The organism is Streptomyces sp. YIM 121038 (assembly GCF_006088715.1).
In the GTDB taxonomy this organism is placed as follows: Bacteria; Actinomycetota; Actinomycetes; order Streptomycetales; family Streptomycetaceae; genus Streptomyces.
Map to the genome: position 1 here is coordinate 1,274,692 of NZ_CP030771.1, position 21,175 is coordinate 1,295,866.

Below are 21,175 nucleotides of genomic sequence, written 5' to 3' on the forward strand. Positions count from 1 at the left end.
GAGCATGTTGGGTGTGTGGACGCACATGACGTGATGCGTGTTCGGGCGAAGTTGGCGTTGTTCGTGGCGGATGTGTTCGCCTCGGTGCCGCGCAAGGACCAGCGGGCCAAGGGTGACTGCTATCTGCGGGGCCTGATGCTGGACGGCCGGCGCAAGTCGATCCAGGCGATGGCTTCTCGGCTGCCGGACGGCAACGAGCAGAACCTGCAGCAGTTCGTGGACCAGTCCACCTGGGACCCGATGCCGGTGCGGCGGCGGATCGCCGAGCGGATGACCGGGCTGATCGGCCCCGAGGCATGGGTGGTCGATGACGTGTCCTTTCCCAAGGACGGCCGGATGTCGGTCGGTGTCGCACCTCAGTACTGCGGTGCGCTGGGCAAGCGGGCCAACTGCCAGGTCGCGGTGAGCGTGCATGCCGTCACCGCCACGGCCTCGTGCCCGTTGCAGTGGCACCTGTTCCTGCCCAAGGAGTGGGCCGCTGATACCGAGCGGCGCACCGCCTGCAAGGTACCGGCGGACATCGGGCACCGCGAGAAGTGGCTGCTCGCCCTGGACATCCGCGACGAGCTCACCGCCTGGGGCATACCGCCCCGCGTCGTGCTCGCCGACGCGGCCTACGGGACCAACGCAGCCTTCCGCACCGCGCTCACCGAGCGCGGCCTGGGCTATGTGCTGTCCATCCACGCCGACGCCACCGCCCGCCCCTTCGACGCAGTCCCCGAGGCGCCCGCCCGCAAGGGCACCAACGGGTGCTGGCCCCATCCCCGCTACCGACAGGCACCCCTGGCCGTGTCCGCGCACGCCGCCAACCTGGGGCACCGCGGCTTCACCGATGTCACCTGGCGCCAAGGCTCCCGCGGCCCACTGCACTCCCGCTTCGCGGCCCAGCGGGTACGCCCGGCAAGTAACTCCATCGTCCGCCCGCTCAGGTCCCGGGCTTCGGCCGAACAGGGCTGGTGGGACGGCGTCCTGTCCGACCTGTGGCTGCTGGTCGAATGGCCCGCCGGCGCCGAAGAGCCCACCGAGTACTGGTTCTCCAACCTGCCCGCCCACACCAAGCTGGAAGACCTGGCCGGCTGGGCCAAGCTGCGCTGGCGCGTCGAACACGACTACCGGGAGCTCAAACACGGCCTGGGACTGGACCACTTCGAGGGCAGGTCCTGGCCGGGCTGGCACCACCACGTCACCCTCGCCACCGCCGCCCACGCCTTCCTCACCGAACAGCGGCTCTCCCCAAAAGCCCCCACGCCGGCCCCACCCTCTACCTCGTCCTCGACCTCCTCCAGGACACGCTGAGGTGCTGGACCGGCATCTGCACCACCTGCCACCGCCCGCTACCCCGCCCCTACCAGCGGAAAGTAACAAGACCCCCTGCAACCTAACGGAGTCCTACTAGGAGACTTCGTCCGAACCGGCACCGAACCTGTTCTGGACGGGACACCGATGAGTTGACTCCTCGTACACCCGGGACCGGCATTGACGGACTACCCAGTGGCTCGCCCCTACCAGCTGCCCCTCGCCGGCTTCCTCCCGCTCCTCCACCAGGTGGTGCCCTACGCGGTCCTGACCGCTGGCGTGTGAGCACCACACGAGCCCGCTGCTGCACTCTCCCCCGCCTGCGGTGCGAGGTGACCGCCACGTCCTCGGAACCCCGGTTCAACGCCCGGGTCGCCGAGCGGCTCCGTGACCACACCGGTTATCGGGCCATCCAGCAACTGCCGGGCATCGGGACCAGCTAGCCGCAGTGCTGGTTGCCGAGATCGGCGACGTGCACGCACTGATCTACCTCGTCCCGGATCTGGCGCAGCGACGGCGCGGCGGTCGTCAAACGGTGCTGTCCCTACCAGGGCGGGACCAGAACCTACGCCTCCTAAGGGACTCTGCTGCGCTCGGAGCGGCGGAAGGTGTTCCCCGTGCATCAGGGTGAGGGTTGCCGAGCACAGCAGTCCGCACGGCCAGCCAGTTTTGGGTCCGCCACCAGTTGAACAGCTGGCCGGTGGCGAGCACTGGAAAGGTGAGCGCGTCGACGAATTCTCTACGCTGGTACACCTCGGTAGGGCGCTCGGCAGGGTCGAGCCGGTGCTGATGGTTGACGATCAAGGCCGCGCAGGTGACCGGTTGGCTGGGGCGTAGCTTCGGCCATGTCTCCAGATGTCGTTGAAGCTGAGAGGTCAGTTTCTCCGGTGCTGCGCCGGACGCGGCTTTCACCTCGACCAGGCATGTGGCCCCGTCCAGCACGACGAGCAGGTCCGCCGACCGGGTGGCGCCCAGTTCGGTATCCAAATCGGTGACGGTGAATCCGGCGGCGCGCAGCACGACAGCCACAGCATCGACCAGTTCGCTGCCGCTGGCGTACAGGAGCCCGGACCGCACCGGTTCAGCCGCCTGGCGCGCCCGCTCGACGTCGGCCTGGAAGCGAGCCTTGTCGTCGAGGTAGCGGCGCTCCAACTCATCAAGGGCGACGCGGGCCTGCGTCTCCGCGGGCGTCTCCAGGTCGGCGTCGATGCTGTGGCGGGAACGGACACGACGCAGCGCGGCCGGGACAAGTTCGGGCAGGGCGCGCTGGACGATCCAGTCGACCACGGTGTTCCAGTCGACCGCGTCCGGGATCAGGTACCAGATCTGCTGGCCGTTGCTGGGCGTCCAGCGAGCAACGATCGGTTCGCCCAGGCTGTCCACCAGGATCGGCACCAGTTCCCCTTCGGGCGGGTGGACAGTGGTCCCCTGAGGGCCCACCAGAGCCGTCGACTGCAGCGTCATGGCCCACCATGGGGCGTCGGCCGGGCGGTTCCGCAGTCGTAGGCCCAGGTCGCGGTCGGTCGCGTCCAGATCGGAAGCCAGGGAGACCTCCGCTCCTGCGGGCAGGCGCTTCCCAGCGATCGAGCCGGTGAAGCTGCGGAAGTGCACACTGGCGTCGTAGCGGCTGAAGACGTTTCGGAGGCAGTCATCATCCACGTTGCCCATCGTGGCAATGATCAGCGCGGGCTCGCCACGCGAGGCCGCGCCGGACAGGAAGCGCTCGAACTCGTCCGCACCCCGGCTGGCGAAGTGGCTCGGGTTGATGGCCACGGCGCAGGTACTGGTGTCCATGCCGAGCCAGCGTGGCTCAGCCCCTGCCTCGGTCCAAGAGATGTCTGCGTACTTGGCGGAGGCCGCGAAAAGCTGGTGCGCGTAGTCGGCTGCCTGCGAATCGGGCTCCGCCATCTCCGCAGGATTGTGAACAGCAACGTGGACAGCAATCAGGCCGTTCGAACCTTGGGAGTGTGCAGCCATGACAGCACCGTAGCGGCCGGGTATGACAACGCAGCCACACTTCTCCCTCCCCGACAGTGCGCGGCCCTGCCGGTGGCACCAGCCCGTTCGACAGCATGTCGACCCGTTTCCCTTCTGGTCATACCGCCCTTGCAGTCGATCAGCACGATGGTTCAAGTTGCGTCACGACCAGCGCGGCCGCCCATGGCTATGAGCACCACGGGCAGGCGCCAACGCGCGTGGCGGTGCCACTCGCTGCAGACGCTCAAGGCGCTCACAGACGCCGCATCGGTATAAGCGGACCTCGCCGCTGGCGAACGCGAGGCCCCCTGCCAGCATCTGGCCGGCAGGGGGCCTCAGAGTCCATCACGTGTCACGTCGCTGTCACCAACCCCGTCGAGGGCGAAGTGATCAAGGCCCCGGATTAACCAACAGCGTCCGGGACGGTGCCGGGGCCGCCGTGGTGGTGTGGTCAGATCCGGACCCGGTGTGCCGGAGCCGTGCCTGCGGCGATCCGGTCGGCTGCGATCCAGCCTCCGGAGTCTCCGCCGTTGTTGACCCAGGCGCTGATGCTTCCGTCGCTCTGCGACAGGAGGTAGTCGGCTTTGCCGTCGCCGTTGATGTCAGCGAAGCTGACATCGGCGCCGGAACCCGGCCCGCCGGGGCCGGAGGCGAAGGTGCCGTATTCGGTGAAGCCGCCCTTCCCGTCGCCTCCGTTGTTGATCCATGCTGTGACCGCGCCGTCGTCCGCGACGGAGAGGTAGTCGGCCTTGCCGTCGCCGTTGATGTCGGCGAAGCGGATGGTGGATCCCGGCTTGGCGCCGGAGGCGAAGGTGCCGCGGTCGGACCAGCCGTCCTTTCCATCGCCACCTCGGTTGAGGTGGGCCCGTACCGATCCGTCGTCCTCGACGACGAGGTAGTCGAGAAGGCCGTCACCGTCGATGTCGGCGAGCCGGACCTTGTCACCGGGGGCGCCGACGCCCGAGGCGTAGGTGGTGGGGCTGCTCCAGCCGCGGAAGGTGGGCTTGCCGGACACCGAGGTGGGCGGGTTCCAGCCCTGGTGAGTTCGGGCCGTCACCGATCCGTCATCCCGGACGACGAGGTGGTCCGTGTACCCGTCTCCGTTGAGATCCATGAAGTAGACGCGGTTGGTCTCGTGGTCCTGGAAGGTGATGAACTTCTCGGACTTCGTCGTGCAGCCGATCCACTCCGTGGCGCCGGTCTCATCGACGACGAAGCAGTCGTCCTTGCCTCCGTTGAAGTTGATGCCGGTATGAACCGCGGAGCGGGCTCCGGGTGAACCTGCCGGTGCGAGTTTCACCGGGTCGCGCCACCCGGGCTGGGTGCTGTCGCCGCCGTTGTTGATCCATGCGGTCAGCGCACCGTTTTCCGCAAGGACGAGGTAGTCGGCCTTGCCGTCGCCGTTGACGTCGGCGAACCGGACGTTCTCGCGGGTGGCCTGCACGGGGGTAGACGGACCGGAGGCGAACTTCCGTGGGGCTTCGAAGCCACCGTGTCCGTCCCCGCCCTTGTTCGTCCAGACCCAGGTCTCGCCGGTGGATCGCACGACGAGGTAGTCGGCTTTGCCGTCGCCGTTGACGTCGGCGAAGCGGACGTTCTCGCGGGTGGCTTGTTCGGGCGTGTCGGGCCCGGAGGCGAAGGTGCCGTGGTCGATCCAGCCGCCGTGTCCGTCGCCTCCGTTGTTGATCCATGCTTTGACGGCGCCGTTGTCTTCGAGGACGAGGTAGTCGGCCTTGCCGTCGCCGTTGATGTCGGCGAAGCGCACCGTTTCGGCTGGGGCGACGCCTGCGGCGATTTGGCCTGCTTCTTCCCAGCCGCCGCCGCCCTTGGCGTCGGTGCCCTTGTTGATCCATGCTTTGACCGCGCCGTTGTCCTCCAGAACGAGGTAGTCGGCCTTGCCGTCACCGTTGATGTCGGCGAAGCGCACTCTTTCGGCTGGGGCGACGCCTGCGGCGATTTGGCCTGCTTCTTCCCAGCCGCCGCCGCCCTTGGCGTCGGTGCCCTTGTTGATCCATGCTTTGACCGCGCCGTTGTCCTCCAGAACGAGGTAGTCGGCCTTGCCGTCACCGTTGATGTCCACCGGGCCATCGCCCAGGTGGCCCGTGCTGCTCGGAGCGGACTTGATCTCCACGTTCTCGGTGATCCAGCCGTCCGCGGCCGCGGCGGCGACACTGTCGCAGAAGGCGTCGGCCAGCTTCGTGTAGCCGCTCGCGGTGGGGTGCAGGCCGTCGCCACCCTTCATGTCGCCCGCGTCGACGGCGCTCATGTTCACGAAGCGGATCTTCATTCCCTTGCTCCGCCAGGTGTCCACCAGGGGCGGCAGGAGCTTGTTGTAGGCGGTGAACAGCGGCTGGAAGCGCGCCCACTTGGTGTCGGGGTCGGTCGGGGCGATCGAGCCGAGCAGCACCGTCATGTCCGGCGCCATGGCGTGGATCTTCCCCAGCAGGGTGTCCATCCGGTCCCGCGCGTCCTGAGGACTGGTCGCGGCCCCCCGGTTGAGGTCGTTGGTGCCCGCCATCAGCGTGATCACGTTCGGCTTCGCTGCTGGCAGCCATCGGTCGAGGTCACCCTCGGAGTAGCCGGCGTTGTCGGCCAACTCGTCGATCCGCCAGCCCGGATGCCCCTCGTGGTCGCCGTCGAAGGTGCCGTCACCGTTCTTGCGGGAGCCGACGAAGTCCAGCTTGCCGGTGTGGCCCTCCAGCGCCTCCCACAGCTCCTTGCGGTAGCCCAGGCTGTCGTTGGAACTGCCGACTCCCTGGGTGATCGAGTCGCCCAGCGGCATCACCGTAAGCCGCGGCACCTCCCACGGGTCCCGATTCTCCAGGCCCGTGTGCTTGACCTTCACTCCGCTCGGGGCCACCGCGGGGCCGCCCTGGCACGCGAAAGCCCCGTACTGCTCGTGCGCGTCGTGCTGCCGCACCGTCTGGCTCAGGCACTCCGAGAGGGCCTGCTGCCCGAAGGCGTTCGGATGGACGAACTCCTGGACCTCGCCTTGCGGCTTCCGGGAACCCGGCAGGTTCGGCAGATCCGGCAGATGGTCGACCCAGCGCACCCATTCGGCCACGTTGGCGGACAGCGGGGACTGACGCGAGTTGTTCTCGTCCGCCAGCTTCGCGTGTTTGGAGTTCAGCTCGTGCCCTGAAAGAGCACGCCCCAGATCGAGGAAGACGGCCTTCTTCTCGATCGCGGCTCCCTTGAGAGCATCGGCGATCTTCGGGACGACGGTGCGGTTGGTCCAGGTGGCGTCCTCGTCGTAGAAGGGGAATCCGGCCTTGGAGTACCGGGCGTAGGTGTCGCCGGTCTCACGCATGTCCTCGGCACGCGGCAGCGGACTCGGGTAGGACTGGATCACCAGCGTGTAGTCCCCGTCCTCTCTCCCCGCCGCTCTCATGGCCGAGCGGATGGCGTCGACCGTGCCCTCGACGCTGCCTTTCAGGCCCGCCAGCTTCTCCTTGAGGGGGCCCTCCTCTCCGCCGTGGCAGGCGCCCTGGTTGAACATGAACCTGCGAGCACAGCGCTTCAGGACCCCGGAGAAGTCGAGGTCGTTCCCGCCGATGGACAGCGCGATCACCTTGATGTCGTGGCTGCCCGCCAGGGCACGCAACTGCTGGACTTGCGGTTCCTCACCCTTGAGACCCACGCTCCGTACGTGCTTCGTCTCGGCGCCGGAACAGGCGATGTTGATGCGCCGCTCCGGTGGAATGCCGTAGATGTCGCCGCCTCGGATCTCGGCCACGTCCGACCGATCACACCCATTGCCGCCCTGGTAGGAGGTGTCTCCATACACGGTCGTCAGGTCGTGCTCGCATCGCGTGTCGTCGTCGTTGCACTTGATGGCGGCCCGGTCGGTTCCCCACGCCGAGCCCGCGGTGCGGCTCGTCGGGTCGGCGTTACCGGCCCAGCGGCCGCCTTCACCGGAGATGAAGCTGTCGCCCATGGACACGATCGTGTCCACTCCACAGGCATCCTCATCGGCGGCCGCACGAGCGGCGCGGCCCGGAGCACCATACAGGGTGCTCTTGTCCCAGGAACCGCTCTTGCAGCTGGGACGGTCGGCCGGGGCCGACCTGATGGGGAAGTGGTCGGAGGTGTCCCTGTTGCCCCGGGACACGGACAAGTTGGCGAGTGCGTCGTCGGCGACCAGGAAGTCCAAGGCGTAGCCGCCGCCCGCGCCGGCTTGCTGTGTGATGGCAGGAGGGCCGTCCGGCTTGCCGTTGTCGGTGACGTAGTAGGTGTGGGGCACGCCGAACGTGGACGGGCCGCTGTTGAAGTCGCCGACGATGCGCCAGTGGGCGCCCCCGACAGCGTCGCGGATGGCGTCGACCAGGGCGCGTGCGTGCGGGTTGGGCTTGTCGTCGGTGCGGATCGAGGCGGCGTGGACGCTGAAGTACCAAGTGTGGCCGAACCGTACGCCAAGCGCGGGCCGCTGCCGGATCCACTTGCGGTCGTCGCCGGTGACCCGGACGACTCTCACCTCGTCGGGGGCCTCCTTGGTCCAGATCGCCATGGACTTGCCCGCGTTGGAGCGGCCGGTCGTGGGGCGGTCCGGCTCGTCACCGGTTGTGGGGTCCGGCTCGTCATTCGGATCCTGTTGGTCTCCGTCCGACCCCCAGTCCTTCTTGTCCAGGATCTTCAGGTAGTACAGGTGCCCGAGATTCCTGTCGCGCGCGGTGGGGCGCCCCCATTGCTTGTGAAAGACCTGGTACTTCAGGCTGGGAAGCCCTTTCGCCGTACGGCCGTTGGCGCTGGTGTCGCTGGTGTAGCTGAGGTTCCGTTGCTCGTCAGGCGAGACGTAGTCGCTTGGTGGCTTCTGCGCCTCCTGCAAGGCGACGACATCACCCTCGGGTAGCAGGTTCTGTCGCGCGTAGGTCCACTTGTTGCCGCCCTGCATGTTCCACGAGATGACACGCTCGTCGTTCCCCGTCAAGGTGATCTGGGCCTGTGCCGGTTGGATGCCGGCAGCACTGAGCAAGGTGGCCACCAAGGCCAGCGTCAGAGTGACCATGGCGCTGATGCGTGCCATGGGTCTCCCCGTCCCGCAGGGCGAGCGTTCCCAGTGTCCGGGTGTCCGGGGTATGGGTGGTGTGTTCATGTGTCCGTTTCAGTCGCGGAGTGCCCGCTGTAGCAGCGGCCATCGGCGTTCGGGGTGGGGGCTGCACACGACCGTCGGCGCGTCGGCTTCATCTGGACTTCGCCTTTCGCCGTGCCCTTCCAGCGGAGGCTCGCGCCTGCTCAGCGTCTGGGTGTGCGACGGCCTTGCTGGACGGGCCGAACGGGCCGATCGTCGAGGTCATGCGTCGCGGGCGGACGGGCGTGCCCTTGTCAGCGTGGATCTCCACGACCGCCCGTGCTCATCGCGACGCCGTTCGAGGCTTGTCGGTCGGCGGGGGACCGGCGCACTCAGTCGGCTGCGCGGTCCGTGTCGGTTGTTCAGGCCTGCGCGGGTTGTGCGAGCCAGTCGTCGAGCGGGACCTGGCACGTGTTGAGGATGCCGGCGATCAGTGCGTAGGTGCCGGTGAGGGCGAGCAGTTCCAGCAGTTGTGGTGGAGAGTGGTGTGTGGTCAGTTCCTGCCAGGTGGCGGGGGACACCATGTGTTGCTCGTGGAGCTCGTCGACGGCCCGCAGTAGTGCCCGGTCGGCTTCGTCCCAGCCGGGGTCGTCCGGTCCCGCGAGGGCACGGGCGATCTCGGACTCGGTGAGCCCGGCGGCGGCGCCGATGTGGACGTGGTGCTCCCACTCGTAGGCCGAGCCGGTGCGGTGGGCGGTCCGAAGGATCGCTAGTTCCCGCTGGCGGGGCGGGATCAGTCCCTGGGCGAGCTGGGTGAGCAGGGGTGCCAGCGCGACCAGCAGGTCGGGGTGGTTGCCGATGGTCGCCAGGACGTTGAGTACCGGGCGACCCACCAGCGGCCCCGCGCCGCCTGCGAGGATCTGGGCCGCGGGGCCTTCCAGGCGTGGGGCCAGGGCGGCGATCTCGGACGCGGGGCGCGGCGCGATGCGCGGGGGCGTCTCGGCGGGGCGAGGCGCGGCGTATTCGTCGAGGTGGCCCATCAGCTCCTCCTCGGCGGGGGTGCCGTCGCCGTTGAGCTCGCGGTAGACCGCGCCGATGTTGAGCACCAGGCGTTCCGGGTCGTCCCAGTTGGGGAAGCCGTCCAGGTCCATCTCGCGGGCGGCTTGCAGTACGGGTACGCCCGCCTGGTGCGCGCGGACGGCGTGGTCGCGGACCCGCTCCAGGTAGTGCCGGAAGGCACGCACTTCGGGCTTGCCGACGACCGGGCCGTGTCCGGGCACGATCGTTTCGACGTCCAGGCCGAGGATCAGGTCGCAGGCGGCGATCCAGTTCTCCACCGGGCCGCTGTGGATCACCGGGTGGCCGCCGATGAACAGGATGTCCCCGGCGAACAGCACGGCGGCGTCCGGCACATGGACCAGTACGTCCCCGGTGGTGTGGGCCGGGCCGACCTCGATCAGCCGGACGGTTCGCCGGCCCACCGTCACCTCCAACTCGCCGCTGAAGGCCCGGGTCGGCAGCGTCGGGGTGATGCCGGTGAAGTCGAAGGTCTCGCGCATGTCCTCGGCGACCCGCGGGAGCGGGACCGTGCCGGGCGAGGCGAACAGTTCGTGGAGCCGGTCGCGGCGCATGGCGGCCGCGGCGGCCTCGGAGGCGAGGATCGCGGCATCCGGGAGCAATTGGTTGCCCCACCAATGGTCGCCGTCGCTGTGGCTGTTGACCAGAGTGTTGATCGTGAGCCGGGGCAGAGCCCGCGTCATCTCGTCCAGCATGGCGTGGGTCTGGGGGACGGTGAACAGGGTGTCGACGAGCAGCCCTTCGTCGCCGGAGACGACCAGCCCGGCGTTGCTGAAGCCCCAGGTGCCGCTCGGCTGTAGATAGGTGTAGGTATCTGCGGCGATCTGGTGCAGACCCAGGGTGTAGGGGACGGCCATCGCTCGACCTCCTCAGTGAGTGTACTGGAGTACTAAGCTATATCTGAGTACTTATTGGATTCAAGTACACTCCTGATGTGAGGTCGACAGCACCGCAGGACGCGGGAGAACCACAGGACCGCCGCGAACGGCGCCGCAACGCCACGCGCGAACGGCTGCTGGCCGCGGCCCTGGAACTGTTCGCCGCCCATGGGTACGCAGCCACCACCTATGAGCACATCGCCGAGCGCGCGGATGTGGGCCGCCAGACGGCGTTCAATCACTTCCGCCGCAAAGAGGACTTCGTGACCGCCTGGGTCCAGCAGAGGCACGAGCGCCTCGACCAGCACGAGGCGGCGGACGCGCTCGGCGCCGAGAGGCCGGCCGTCGAGTCACTGGCGGACGAACTGCGCGCACTCGCGGAACTCAACGAACAGGACTACGCGTTGGCCAGGGAACTGCACGACGGCGGAGTGCTGCACACCGCCTTCAGTCTCGGCGCCGCCACGCCTCGCGCGATCCTCGCCGCTGTCACCCGCGGTCAGCGGCGCGGTGAGATCCGCCGCGACCTCGATCCCGGGACGCTCGCCGACATGATCTTCGATGGTTACGTGACCGCCCTGAGCCGATGGCTGCGCGGTGAGGGTGCCTTCTCACTCACTGAGGCCCTGCTGACCAGGCTCGCTGTGCTTGCCGACGGTTTCACTGTTGACTCCCGCGGTTCCAGCCCGAGCTGACGCGACGCCCGTGGTGTCGTGGTTCTACGGCTGGGCGTCATCCGTTCCGTAACCGCATCTGGGCAGCCGATGGCGATGCGCGGCACCGGTCACAGCGTTCCGTTGTGACCGTCACGGAAACCGTTGTTCCCCAAATTTCCTCCTCACGTCGCGAGGATTGCGCTCCGGCACCAGAACGAACTGCGGAGTCGCCCGACCGGCGATATCCGGCCCATTGCGCGGCAGTGCGAGGAGTATCGGATGAGCCTGCACGGAAAGACAGCTCTCGTCACCGGGTCCTCCAAAGGGATCGGCAGAGCGATCGCGCTGCGGTTCGCCGAAAAAGGCGCCGACATCGTCATCAATTACTCCCGGGACAAGAGCGCGGCCGACGAGGTCCAGAAAGCGGCGGAGGAATACGGCGTCAGGGCCGTGTCGGTGCAGGCCGACGTCTCCCGGGTACCGCAGATCGAGCTGCTGTTCCAGGAGGCGCTGTCCGCGTTCGGGCAGATCGATGTCGTCGTCGCCAACGCCGGGATCGAGGAGGTGAACATTCCCGTCGCGGACGTGCGCGAGGAGGACTCCGACCTGCTGTTCCGCGTCAATACGAAGGGCCCGTACTTCGTGCTGCAGGCGGCGGCCCGCCATATGCCGCCGTGGTACGTCAACGTCGAGTCGAAGGCGGGCCATTGAAACGGCAGGTCAATGAGCGACAGCTCTCGGTGTTGCAGTGGGTGGGATCTGGGTGCCCTGCCGGCGTCTGGGAGAGCAGCTCCTACAAGACCACTTGCCAGGCACTGCAGAACCGGGGCCTGGTCACGATCTCCCGGAAGGGCGGGCAGTGGAATGTCGCCCTGACAAGCGTCGGCCAGCACTATCTGGCGCACGGCACGTACCCTCCCCGCGGTTCGCGCTCCCAGAAGACCCAGGCCGACACTCCACAACCCCCATCTCACCGCGCGCAGGAAACTCCGGCCTCCGTGCGAAAGCCAAGCCCTCCCCCGCAGCCTCGCATGACGTTCACGGAGCAGCTGCTGCAAGAGCTCGCGGAGACGGGCGGCCGGATCGTCAAGAGCGGAAGCGGGCCGGACTCCGTGAACTGGCCGTCCCGTATCGACGCTGCCCGCAGGTCCGGCAAGATCCCGGAGACGAAGGAGCTGTACGGGGGCTGGTGCCGTGACGGGTACGAGATCAAACTCGTCGACATCCCCGCCTGGCGTCTTGCCGTCCTCGACCCCGTCCCAGTGCCCTCGCGGCTCGTACGGCCGCACCCCGTGGTCCGGGCCATGCAGAACGAACGTCAGCCGCTGGGCCTGACCAAGCCCGTCCAAGGACGTGCTCTCCGGCTCATCCAGGCACTGATCGCCGCCGCCGAGAACGACGGACACCCCAGTTCAGCAGGACAGACTGGCTTCGCACCCCCGTCGCATCGCCGCCGCAGGGCATCTCCCCACTTCACCATCACCGCACAGGGACAGACAGTGGGGTTCCTAGTCCTCCAGGAGCAGGACCGTACGGAGCACGTCGCCACCGAGAAGGAACTCGCCGAGGCGAACTCCTGGATCAGGATCCCCGCTTCGACTACACGCCGTCTGAGCGTCTCCGCTTCGTCCTTAGCGGCTGCCAACCGCACCGGGCGAGCGAGTGGGTTGACACTCCCGGACACTCCCTCGAAGAGCAGCTCGCCGAGATCGCACAGGAGGTCGCTCTCCGCGGCGAAGCCGCAGAACGCAGACGCCTCGACGAGGTCGAAGCAGCACGCCAGAAACGGGTCCGCTGGGAAGCTGCCATGGAGGGGGCTCGCGTCCGGTACGCGGAGGCGTACCGCGTCAGGCACCTCGAAGCCCAGGAAGCGGCATGGCGCCACGCCACCCGACTGACCGAATACGTGAGCGCCGTGCGCACGCGAGTCGAGGTCATGCCGCCGGGAAAGGCGAGAACCGAAGCCGAAGCATGGATCAGCTGGGCAGCGGACACCGTGGAGCGTCTCGACCCCCTGGAAAATCCGCCCCGGTTGCCCGACATTCCCGAGCCGCGAGCCGACGACCTGAAGCCCTTCCTCGGGCACTGGAGCCCCTACAGCCCCTGAACCCGTCACCCACCGGACGGCCCCGCCCAGCGTCACGGAACGTCACCACCGAGAGCCTGGCTGGGCGGAGGCAGCCACGGCTGGGCAATCGGCCTCCCACCCCGCGCGCTGTACATACCGGCCTCCGGGTTCACCGGGCCGGCCATCAAGGAAAGCGAGCGGGCCCTGAACCAGCGAGTGATCATTCTCGGCGAACTACGAGAACTCGTCCTCCTGCTTGAACAGAAAGGTGATGTCGCGCACTGGCTGCACGAGAAGGTCCGTATCGCTCAGCTCGACCGGCGCCACCTCGCCTTGCTGGGCGCCGACTTCTGAATCACCACTCACCCAAACCCAAGACTTCACGCGCGTGTGCGTCCAGCCACCGCCGGTGCGGGACGCGGATCTCAGTTGTTGTGGCACCTGAGCGTCCGGGGCTGGCCTACAGCTGACCGTGCCGGGAGCAGTCCCGATTAGGCAGACGGGCACTCCTGGACGCCGGAAGGGGCACGAGCCCCCGTGAGGGAGTCGAGCAGGCGATCAGGGGCAACACCCGACCACAGGAAGCAACGCAACGGCCTCGCCAGGACCGGGCCGAGCGTGTCGAACGCGCTGGCTCCCTGGCCTAAGCCGACGCACGAGGGACCCCGCGAAAACAAGCCGACGGGGGTGCACATCAGTCACAGCGATCACACGCGTGTCACGAACTGTGTCGACGCCCCCGAACCACAAGGCCCTGACCAGGCAAGATGTTCCCTACCTGGACCATATGGACGCCATAAGACGCCTCCGCCTACCTGTGCCAGGTGGTACCGCGGTGACCGACTCGTGAGACCCCTCCAGCACGACAAGATCCGGACCAGATACGGACCAACTCAATCTCATGCCACCCGATTTCACACTTAGCTGCAGTTCAGAGGCGCTACGCAGCGTGTACCACCAGCAGACCAAGAATCTACCGGCATGGCCGCAACACGCAGCAGGGCCGGCCGAGCCACTCACCCCAACTAGGTTGTCGACTTTCTACAACACGGCAACTCTCACTTGGAGCACTCGCACGCCTCACGCCATCGAGTCAGCATGAGTCCATTCCATGACCCCGCCCCTGCACGCCCCGTGCGCCTGCGACCAGCCGGAACGAGACCGCAACAGAACCTGACACACCATCAGTAAAGTCAGCATTAGGTCAGCAAGAGTCCGACTAAAGCTGACCACACGCGCCCACAGCCTGGAATCACGCTCGACGCCGTCAAGGTCACGATCGGGCGGCCGAAGGCCCTCACTCTGCGGGCCTGACGACCGCTTCACCGGTCGCGCTCGCCAGCCGCCCCGAACCGCCACCCACCCGCGTTCCTGCAGTTCAGCGCACCCGCCCCCCGAGGCTTCAACGCCACCGGCGGCAGCTCCGGGGCCGGGAGCGGTGCTCCGTCGTAGCCCTTCACCTCGCCGAAGCGCGTGCCCGTCATCCAGTCGGTGCGGGCCTGTTCGATGTCGGCCTGGGTGCGGCCGATGAAGTTCCACCACAACCACGTAGCTGGCCAACGGCCCCACGTCTGGACTTGAGGGTGAACCCTCACCATGACGTGACAGCGGCACTGCCGAAACCATGCGACGCTCCTCGCGCAGGGTCTCGGCAGAGACGGGGCGCTGATGCGCCTCCCGGTGTCGGGCATCCAGCACCTGCGCCTTCACCAGCAGCGGATCCTCGTCCTCGTCCGTCCGCTCGCCGTCTGTGGAGGCGCTCTTCTCCTTCACGGGCGCAGCGGTGCCGTCTGTCGAGACACTGGGACGGTGGATCAGGAGTTCCACCGCCAGCAGCAGCGCGACCGGAGGCCGTCCAGCGACCAGCACTGGCTGCCGCTCCAGGGCCGGTGCAGAGGCACGCCTGGCCCTTCCGGCTCCGCCGCCTCCTCCCGGCCCGAGGCACCGGCACCGCTTCCGAAGGCCCGGGAGGAGGCGGAACGCGCCATGATCGCGGCGTTGGCCGTGCAACGCCTGTTTCCGGAGCGGGTGTTGGGGACACGATGAGTGCAAGTGGAGGAAGTACGGAGTAACGGGGGGATTTTCGTGAAGAGACGTAAGGCGTGGGTGGTGGCGGGGGCGCTCGCCGCGGTCGTGGTGCCGTCGGTGACGGCGGCCGGACCGGTGGTCGCGGCGCCGCGGGCGGCGGGGCCGGTGGCGCAGGTGCTGCCGCCGCTGCCGGGCGACACGGGGGCCTCGGCCAGCCTGATCAACGACGCCGGTCAGGTCGTCGGCTCCAGCCGCGACGGGGACGGGCACTACCGCCCGGTGCGGTGGGAGCCCGACCTCACGCCGACACGGCTCGGCCTGCTGGAAGGCGGGACGCTGGCCGACCCCAAGGTGATCGTCGCGGACGGCTCCATCGCGGGCCAGGCCGCGGCCGCCGACAAGCAGTGGCACCCGGTCATCTGGGGGACGGCGGGCACGGTGCGCCGACTGCCGGAGCCCGCCGGATACGCCACCGGTGTCGCGGAGGACCTCAACGACGACGGCGTCTCGGTCGGCACGGTCAGCGACAGCTGGGTGAGCCGCGCCGTCCGCTGGAACCGCCAGGGGCAGCCCGAACTGCTCCCGGTGGAACCGGGCATGCGGTACAGCAAGGCGCTGTTCGTCGACAAGCAGGGCAACGCGTACGGCTGGATGAACTCCACGGCGTCCCCAGGGGACGTCGTGCGCTGGGACCGGTCCGGGAACATCACCAGGCTCAAGTCCCCCGACGACCCCTACTACACCTACGCCGAGCTCCGTGACGTCAACGACCGCGGCACCGCCGTCGGCGCGAACGGCACCGGCGAGAACTGGGTGGCCGCCATGGCCCCGCCCGGCGGCACCTTCACGTCCCTGCCCGGCGCGCGGCACAAGAGCACGGTGACGGACGTCAACGCCACCGACGTGGCCCTCGGCGGCGTCAACGGCGCCGCCGTCCGCTGGGAGGGCGGCGAGATGGTCCGCCTTCAGCCCGTGACCGGCACCGTGGACGTCCAGGTGAGCGCCCTCAACGACGCCGGTACGGCCGTCGGTTCCTCCAGCGTCAACGCCGTGACCTGGGACGCCACCGGCCGGCCCACGAAGCTGCCGGTCACCCCGGACGTGCGGTCCGCCCGCGGCCTCGCCATCAACCGCCCCGGCCACGTCCTCGGATACATCGACACCTGGACCGCCTCCAGGGTCCCCGTGGTCTGGCGCTGACCCGTCGCGGTCGCACCGCACGCCCCGGCACGTCAGACGGACGTGCCGGGGCTCTTCGCGTGCAACGGAGCCATCACCCGGATGTTATGACGACGTGTTAGTAGGCACGGGGTGCGCGGGTCAGTAGCTTCGACGAGTGACGGGCGGTGCGGGCGCCCGTCGGCACGATCCCCCCACAACCGCTTCGAGACGAGGTCCTCGTGAGCCGTAGACAACTCCCCCGTCTGCTGACCGCATCCGTCGTCCTGGCCCTCGGCGCCGGGACCCTGGCCACCTCCGGCCCCACCGCGGCCGCCGCCCCCGGCACCCCACAGGGCCGCGCCGCCGCACCCTACTGCTACGACGAACCGTCGCAGCCGAACGCCGACGTGAGCGACCTCAAGGCGTCCTTCAACGCCTCGAACTGGATGCGCACCCTCCAGACCATGTACAAGCGGCGCTGGCCCAGCGGTGAGGCCCTGGCGATCGCCCAGGCCAAGGACAAGTACTGGGACCAGTTCGTGAACAAGCAGAGCTTCGAGGGATTCGCCGAGTCGATGATGGTGGCGATCCACGAGGAGACCCACATGTGGGACCTCGACCCGTCCCGGACCAAGTGGGACGTCCACATCGCGGCCTGGATCAACGCCGGTCAGCAGGCGCTGACGGTCCCCGTGCTCGGCGGCTTCCCCCGCAAGGAGATCCTGCCCCTGATCAAGGACAGCCTCAGCTCCTCCATGGACGACATCTACCTGCGGGACAGGACGCAGGGCGAGTACCGCCTCCAGGGCGTGCTGGCGGAGCAGAACGCGGGCCTGACCGGACTGCCCGCGGTGACGGTGGTCCAGGAGTACATCAAGGGCGTCGGCGCCAGCAACGCCCGGGACATCGCCGCCACCAACCTGCGCTACCTGCTGCTCTACTTGCGCGTCGCCAAGGACAAACACCCCGACTACTGGGCCCGGATCAAGGCCGAGCCCAAGCTGCGCGACCTGGTCCTGACCCAGTTCCTGCGTACCGCGTACTGGCTGGAGAAGTCCGCGCCCTACACCGGCAAGCTCGGCAGCCGCGACGCCGACAAGATCACGGCGGCGAACTACGCGCCGGAGAACATCGCCGTCCTGGAGGAGTTCACCGGCCGCAAGGTGCGCGTCGACGCGCAGAAGCACTGCACCGCCTGAGCGCGGGCCACGGGGAGGCCGGGCCTCCCCGTGGCACTTCGAGTGGCTCTGGAGGACCTGTTGCCGGTCGCAGTGGTCCGCGCGGAGGCCGTGGCGGCGCGGGCGGTGCCGCTCGCCCCCGCGCTCGCCGAGGACGAGAAAAGTACAGCGATCCGGGCCATGAGTGACATGACATCAGAAACGACGGTGCCTACGCTGGCCCCACCGCACGAACACCGCTCTCGCGCCACGGAACCCCAGCGACCCCCCACCTCCTCGGGAGCCTCCAGTGAGAAGTGCACGCATCGCGCTCTGCGCTCTGCTCGTCACCGGAGCCGTCGGCCTCTCCCCCGCCACCGCCTCGTCGGCCTCCTCGGCGCCGTCGGCGACCCGGAGCGCGTTCGCCCTCTCGAGCACCGCGTTCGCCGACGGCGGCGTCATCCCCAAGGTCCACGAGTGCACCAGCGGTGGCGGCAGCGACCCCGCCAAGAGAAACGAATCCCCTCCCCTGGCCTGGTCGGGTGCCCCGGCCGCCGCCAAGAGCTACGCGATCGTCATGCGCGACCTCGACAACGCCAACCTCATCCACTGGGTCATCTACGACATCCCGGCGAACACTGCCTCGCTCCCCCAGAACGTCGACCACAAGTACCAGCCCTCGACCCCGGCGGGAGCCAGGCAGGTCTACTACCGCGGCAGCGCCAGCCTCTACGGCTACCAGGGGCCCTGCTCGCCCTCGACGGTGAACACCTACGAGTTCGTCGTCCACGCGCTCAACCAGGCATCGCTGACCAGCCTGAACGCGAACTCGTCGACCCGGACCGCCGCCAGGGAGATCGCGGCGGCGTCGATCGGCTCGGCCAGGATCACCGGCGAGTCCTAGCGTTCGCACCGTGCCGAGGGCGGCCCGGTCAGCGGTCGAAGGCCGGCGGAGGGGCCGGTCAGGGGCGCCAGTCGAAGGGGAAGTGCTTGCTCGATCCGCCCCGGTACGCGTGGGAGAAGTCGAAGCCTTCCGCGTGGTCGCTCTCGACCACGCCCCAGGTGGCGATCTGGCCCGGCCCCACCTCGGCGCCCGGCGCGTTGACGAGCTGGACGCGGCGGTCGGGGTCGGCGGTCGGGCCGGTCAGGGCGACGGCACCGACCGCGACCTTGTCGCCGACGTCGGCCCGCCAGTACGAGAGGTCCTCGGCCGCGTCGAAGCGGACGGGGGCGTACTGGACGTCGCGCAGTTCGCTGATGAGGGAGCCGAACTCGCCCGGCCAGCCCCCGACGTGCCCGGCGAAGATCTGCTGGAGCGCGTCCCGCTGGGCCCGGTCGCCCTTGGCGTCTATGTAGAGCATCACCTTCATCGTGGCGTTCGGGTCGCCGACCCACATGTTGCCGGTGAACTCGCCGAGCGCGACGACGCCGAGGCCGTCCAGGCGCACCTCTCCGAAGTGCCCTTCGTGGATCTGCCAGACGAGCGTGAACAGGCAGTCCCCGTGGGTCGGGGCCTGCGCGAAGGTGCAGGGGCAGGGCAGGGAGCAGCTGCAGACGTCGAACCACTCGCCCCGCAGGTGCCAGTCGGGCAGCGAACCGTCGCCACCGGCGCGGACGACGGTGGGCGTGGCGGGCGCGCTCGGCGAAGTCGCGGACGTGGTGCACATGGTGGGGCCTCCTGAAGGGATGCGACAGATACCTGGTGGGGGTATCTGTGGTCGATGGGGAGGACGGTACGGGGCTGGGTTCGCGCCCGTCAAGTACCCCCTGGGGGTATTAGTAACCCTGGGGCCTGACATCTGACACCCGGGGCCCGGCGCCCGGCGCCCGAAGCCCATCGCCCAGTGGCCGAAAACAGTTCATCCCCCGGTGACTTACCGCCCCGGCGCGGCGGCCCTACTGTCCACGGCGTTCCCGTCCCCCGTGCGACGAAGGAGTCGACATGGAACGCCGTACCGTGCTGCGCGCTGCCGTCTTGAGCGCCGGAGCAGCAGCATTCTCCGGTTCGCTGTGGCGGCAGGCCGCCGCGTATCCCGCCCTGCCGGGGCCCAGCCCCTACGGGGCCCTCCAGACGGCCGACGCCAACGGCATCAGGCTCCCCGCGGGCTTCACCAGCCGGGTCATCGCCCGCTCCTCCCAGCAGGTGTCCGGCACCGGCTACACCTGGCACGGAGCGCCCGACGGCGGCGCCTGCTTCGCCGACGGCACGGGCTGGATCTATGTGTCCAACGCCGAGCTCAGCGGCGGCCAGGGCGGCGCGAGCGCGGTGAAGTTCAACAGCTCCGCCCAGATCACCGGCGCCTACTCCGTCCTGTCCGGCACGCAGCGCAACTGCGCGGGCGGCGCCACCCCGTGGAACACCTGGCTGTCCTGCGAGGAGACCGACACCGGCTACGTCCACGAGACCGACCCGTGGGGCGTGAACCCGGCGGTGCAGCGGGCGGCGATGGGCCGCTTCAACCACGAGGCGGCGGCCGCCGACCCGGTCCGCAAGGTGATCTATCTGACCGAGGACAAGACCGACGGCCGCTTCTACCGGTTCGTGCCCACCACCTGGGGCAACCTGGCGTCCGGCTCCCTCCAGGTGCTCAAGGAGACCGGCGGGACGCTGTCCTGGGCCACCGTGCCCGACCCGGACGGCAGTCCCACCGCCACGCGCTACCAGGTGTCCGGCGCCAAGGTCTTCAACGGCGGCGAGGGCTGCCACTACCGCGCCGACATCTGCTACTTCACCACCAAGGGGGACAACCGCGTCTGGGCCTACCACGCGGCGAACAACACCCTCGCCGTCGTGTACGACGACAACGTCGGCGGCGCCCCGCTGACCGGCGTGGACAACGTCACCGCCGCCGCGGTCGGCGACCTCTACGTGGCCGAGGACGGCGGCAACATGGAGATCTGCGTCATCACGCCCTCCGACGTCGTCGCCCCGTTCCTGCGGATCACCGGCCAGTCCTCGTCCGAGATCACCGGGCCCGCGTTCAACCCCGCGGGCAACCGCCTGTACTTGTCCTCGCAGCGCGGCACGTCCGGCTCCAGCAGCGGCGGCATCACCTACGAGGTGACCGGCCCCTTCCGCAACAGCCTGTGACCTAGGCCCCGTTCGCCGCGCCGTCCGCGCCCGGGCTCACCAGGCCGACCTCGTACGCGAGGACGATGGCCTGCGCCCGGTCGCGCAGCGACAGCTTGGCCAGGATCGCGTTGACGTGGGTCTTCACCGTGGACCTGCCGATGCCGAGGGCCTGGGCGATCTCCGGGTTGCTCAGGCCCGCGGCCACGGCGCGCAGGACCTCCGTCTCGCGCGCGGTGAGGGCGTCGAGACGGCCGTCGGGGCGCGGGCGCGCGAGGACCGCGCCGCCCGCGAAGGCGTCGATGAGCCGACGGGTGACGGCCGGGGCGAGCAGCGCCTCACCGGAGGCGACGGTACGGATGGCGTCGACCAGGTCCTGCGGTTCGCAGTCCTTGAGGAGGAAGCCGGAGGCGCCGCCGCGCAGGGCGGCGAACACGTACTCGTCGCGGCGGAACGTGGTGAGGACCAGGACCCGTACCGGCGGGTCGAGGGCGGTCAGCAGGCGCGTGGCCGTGAGGCCGTCCGTGCCCGGCATCCTGATGTCCATCAGGGCCACGTCGGGGCGGTGGGCGCGGGCCAGTTCGACGGCCTCCGCGCCGTCGGCGGCCTGGCCCACCACGGTCAGATCCGGCTCGGCGTCGATGACGGCGGCGAAGCCCGCGCGCACCACCGCCTGGTCGTCCACGACGACCACCCGCACCGCCATGGCCCGCCCTCCCCGACGTGTTCCCGCCCCGCTCGCGTCCGTATGGCAGGAAGCGTACGTGCGCCGGGGCGGAGGCGGCCGCCCCGCCGCCGC

15 protein-coding genes and 1 pseudogene are annotated in these 21,175 nt (G+C 69.0%); 10 read left to right on the plus strand and 6 right to left on the minus strand.

What is annotated here, in order from left to right; all coding sequences use genetic code 11:
- Positions 1-15 precede the first annotated feature (15 nt).
- A complete protein-coding gene (locus C9F11_RS04850; RefSeq protein ID WP_138958073.1) occupies positions 16-1,296 on the plus strand; it encodes an IS701 family transposase in 1,281 nt (426 codons plus the stop codon).
- A gap of 281 nt (positions 1,297-1,577) precedes the next feature.
- Positions 1,578-1,739 carry a hypothetical protein gene (locus tag C9F11_RS47275; protein WP_171075637.1) on the plus strand — a complete coding sequence of 54 codons (162 nt, stop codon included), beginning with the start codon at positions 1,578-1,580 and terminating at the stop codon, positions 1,737-1,739.
- Between the two features lie 85 nt (positions 1,740-1,824).
- Here the strand turns inward: C9F11_RS47275 and C9F11_RS04855 are convergent, their stop codons facing one another.
- From C9F11_RS04855 to C9F11_RS04865, 3 genes are all read right to left on the minus strand, one after another.
- A complete protein-coding gene (locus C9F11_RS04855) occupies positions 1,825-3,273 on the minus strand; it encodes a hypothetical protein (protein WP_249401598.1) in 1,449 nt (482 codons plus the stop codon).
- Positions 3,274-3,724: 451 nt separating this feature from the next.
- A complete protein-coding gene (locus tag C9F11_RS04860; RefSeq protein ID WP_171075638.1) occupies positions 3,725-8,296 on the minus strand; it encodes an FG-GAP-like repeat-containing protein in 4,572 nt (1,523 codons plus the stop codon).
- Positions 8,297-8,703: 407 nt separating this feature from the next.
- Positions 8,704-10,215 carry an MBL fold metallo-hydrolase gene (locus C9F11_RS04865; RefSeq protein ID WP_138958075.1) on the minus strand — a complete coding sequence of 504 codons (1,512 nt, stop codon included), beginning with the start codon at positions 10,213-10,215 and terminating at the stop codon, positions 8,704-8,706.
- Positions 10,216-10,292: 77 nt separating this feature from the next.
- Between C9F11_RS04865 and C9F11_RS04870 the strand changes: the two genes are divergently transcribed.
- The 4 genes from C9F11_RS04870 (at position 10,293) to C9F11_RS47280 (ending at position 13,314) form a co-directional block, all read left to right on the plus strand.
- On the plus strand, positions 10,293-10,931 hold the full coding sequence (locus C9F11_RS04870; protein WP_171075639.1) for a TetR/AcrR family transcriptional regulator: 639 nt from the start codon (positions 10,293-10,295) through the stop codon (positions 10,929-10,931).
- 240 nt (positions 10,932-11,171) lie between these two features.
- A complete protein-coding gene (locus C9F11_RS04875; protein WP_138958077.1) occupies positions 11,172-11,603 on the plus strand; it encodes an SDR family NAD(P)-dependent oxidoreductase in 432 nt (143 codons plus the stop codon).
- A gap of 1,096 nt (positions 11,604-12,699) precedes the next feature.
- Positions 12,700-12,999: a hypothetical protein gene (locus tag C9F11_RS04880; RefSeq protein ID WP_249401599.1), complete on the plus strand. Its 300-nt coding sequence runs from the start codon at positions 12,700-12,702 to the stop codon at positions 12,997-12,999.
- 177 nt (positions 13,000-13,176) lie between these two features.
- Complete coding sequence (locus C9F11_RS47280) at positions 13,177-13,314, plus strand: hypothetical protein (protein WP_171075640.1); 138 nt, start codon at positions 13,177-13,179, stop codon at positions 13,312-13,314.
- A gap of 1,037 nt (positions 13,315-14,351) precedes the next feature.
- Here the strand turns inward: C9F11_RS47280 and C9F11_RS04885 are convergent.
- A pseudogene (locus tag C9F11_RS04885) lies at positions 14,352-14,504 on the minus strand (pirin family protein); the annotation flags it as partial.
- A 541-nt stretch (positions 14,505-15,045) separates the two neighbouring features.
- Here C9F11_RS04885 and C9F11_RS04890 point away from each other — a divergent pair.
- The 3 genes from C9F11_RS04890 to C9F11_RS04900 all read left to right on the plus strand — a co-directional run bounded on the left by C9F11_RS04890 (position 15,046) and on the right by C9F11_RS04900 (position 18,210).
- The gene (locus tag C9F11_RS04890; RefSeq protein ID WP_138958078.1) at positions 15,046-16,188 is read left to right on the plus strand and encodes a hypothetical protein; all 1,143 of its coding nucleotides are present in this window, start codon (positions 15,046-15,048) and stop codon (positions 16,186-16,188) included.
- A 200-nt stretch (positions 16,189-16,388) separates the two neighbouring features.
- Positions 16,389-17,348: a hypothetical protein gene (locus C9F11_RS04895; RefSeq protein ID WP_212767800.1), complete on the plus strand. Its 960-nt coding sequence runs from the start codon at positions 16,389-16,391 to the stop codon at positions 17,346-17,348.
- A 268-nt stretch (positions 17,349-17,616) separates the two neighbouring features.
- Complete coding sequence (locus C9F11_RS04900) at positions 17,617-18,210, plus strand: YbhB/YbcL family Raf kinase inhibitor-like protein (RefSeq protein ID WP_138958079.1); 594 nt, start codon at positions 17,617-17,619, stop codon at positions 18,208-18,210.
- Between the two features lie 58 nt (positions 18,211-18,268).
- Here C9F11_RS04900 and C9F11_RS04905 read toward each other — a convergent pair whose 3' ends face one another.
- On the minus strand, positions 18,269-18,973 hold the full coding sequence (locus C9F11_RS04905; RefSeq protein WP_138958080.1) for a DUF1326 domain-containing protein: 705 nt from the start codon (positions 18,971-18,973) through the stop codon (positions 18,269-18,271).
- A 275-nt stretch (positions 18,974-19,248) separates the two neighbouring features.
- Between C9F11_RS04905 and C9F11_RS04910 the strand changes: the two genes are divergently transcribed.
- Complete coding sequence (locus C9F11_RS04910; protein ID WP_138958081.1) at positions 19,249-20,397, plus strand: alkaline phosphatase PhoX; 1,149 nt, start codon at positions 19,249-19,251, stop codon at positions 20,395-20,397.
- Position 20,398: 1 nt separating this feature from the next.
- Here C9F11_RS04910 and C9F11_RS04915 read toward each other — a convergent pair whose 3' ends face one another.
- Positions 20,399-21,082, minus strand: coding sequence for a response regulator transcription factor (locus C9F11_RS04915; RefSeq protein ID WP_138958082.1), 684 nt, complete (start codon positions 21,080-21,082; stop codon positions 20,399-20,401).
- Positions 21,083-21,175 lie beyond the last annotated feature (93 nt).